Below are 1,606 nucleotides of genomic sequence, written 5' to 3' on the forward strand. Positions count from 1 at the left end.
GCCGAGGCCGGCCGATCCGGAGGCGGCGCGCGCGGTCGACGCCGCCGGCTCCGCGAGCGAGCGGCGCAGCGCTCTCGCCCAGAGCAGGACCAGCACGGCCAGCGTCGCCAGCCCGATCAGCAGGCGCAGGACCGCGGCGAGCCAGTCTCCCGCGACGACCGAGCCGGGCACCGCCCAGATCGCACCGAGCGGCGACCAGCCGAGAGCACCCGCGATCACCGGGAGCACGTCGAGGCCGTCGCGGATCACACCCGAGAGGCCGACGACGAGCGGACCGAGCAGGATCACCACCACGAGGACGACTCCGCCGATCACCTCGCGGTAGCGGCGGCTCGAGCCCAGCCCGGTGGTCAGCGCGCCGATCAGGCGGGAGGCGACCACGCAGGTCGCGACGCCGATCACCGCCGCGACGAGGGCCGGGAGGATGCCGATCGGGGTGCTCCACCACGCGGCCGCCGAGGCGAGCGCGCCGAGCGAGGTCACGACTCCGGGGATCCCCGCGAGTCCGGCGGCGGCGAGGCCCACGAGAAGGGTCCGCAGCGGGATCGGGAACGTGGCCAGGGTCGGAAGATCGAGGCTCTGGTCGGACCCCGAGACGAAGATCGGCCCGAGCACCCAGCCCAGGAGCAGCACGGAACCGCCGAGGACCACGGCGACGTTCGCGAACGCCGGGTCGGTGCCTCCGAGCGCGACCAGCCCGCTGACCACGAGGCCCAGGACGGCGACGGCGTAGAGCCCGCCGACGATCACGCCGATCAGCTGCCAGACGTTCCGCGTCAGCGAGTTGCGCAGCAGGAGCAGGCGCAGCCTCAGGAGATGCGCAACCATGCCGGGCCCTCCTGGTGCGTGCGGCCGCCGACCAGCTCGACGAAGCGCTCCTCGAGGCTGGAGCCGGCGCGGACCTCCTCGAGGGTTCCCGAGGCGAGCACGCGGCCGTCGGCGATGACGGCGACCCGGTCGCACATCCGCTCGACCAGGTCCATCGAGTGGGAGGAGACGATGACGGTGCCGCCCGAGGCGACGAAGCCGGTGAGGATGTCGCGGATGTTCGCGGCCGACACCGGGTCGACCGATTCGAACGGCTCGTCGAGCACCAGGAGACGCGGCGCACGCACGAGGGCGCAGGCGAGCGCGATCTTCTTGGTCATGCCAGCGGAGTAGTCGACGACCAGGGTGCGGTCGGCCGGGTCGAGCCCGAGCAGCGCCAGCAGATCGTTGGTGCGCTCGACGACGACGGGCCGCTCGAGCCCGCAGAGCAGGCCGTAGTAGGTGACGAGCTGGAGGCCCGTGAGGCGGTCGAACAGCTTCACGCCGTCGGCCAGCACGCCGATCAGCCGCTTGGCCTCGAGCGTGTCCTTCCAGACGTCGACCTCGTGGATGGTCACGACGCCCTGGTCGGGCCGCAGCAGCGCGGTCGCCATCGAGAGGGTCGTCGTCTTTCCCGCGCCGTTGGGCCCGACCAGCCCGAAGAACGATCCGGCGGGGACGTCGAGGTCGATGTCCTTCACCGCCTCCTTGTCGCCGAACCGCTTGCGGAGGCGCGGATGCGCAGGGCGACCTCGCCGTGACGTCCGGAGGCGTCCGGGGCGGCCCAGGAGGGGGCCGG

General features: G+C 73.0%; 1 protein-coding gene and 1 pseudogene. Both read right to left on the reverse strand.

Going from position 1 to position 1,606, the window contains the following annotated elements:
- Positions 1-828: pseudogene (locus ACH61_RS15315) on the reverse strand (hypothetical protein); the annotation flags it as partial.
- Positions 810-1,595 carry an ABC transporter ATP-binding protein gene (locus tag ACH61_RS15320; protein ID WP_068213720.1) on the reverse strand — a complete coding sequence of 262 codons (786 nt, stop codon included), beginning with the start codon at positions 1,593-1,595 and terminating at the stop codon, positions 810-812. The gene ACH61_RS15320 and the pseudogene ACH61_RS15315, both read right to left, overlap by 19 nt.
- Positions 1,596-1,606 lie beyond the last annotated feature (11 nt).

Source organism: Rathayibacter tanaceti (assembly GCF_001634385.1).
In the GTDB taxonomy this organism is placed as follows: domain Bacteria; phylum Actinomycetota; class Actinomycetes; order Actinomycetales; family Microbacteriaceae; genus Rathayibacter; species Rathayibacter tanaceti.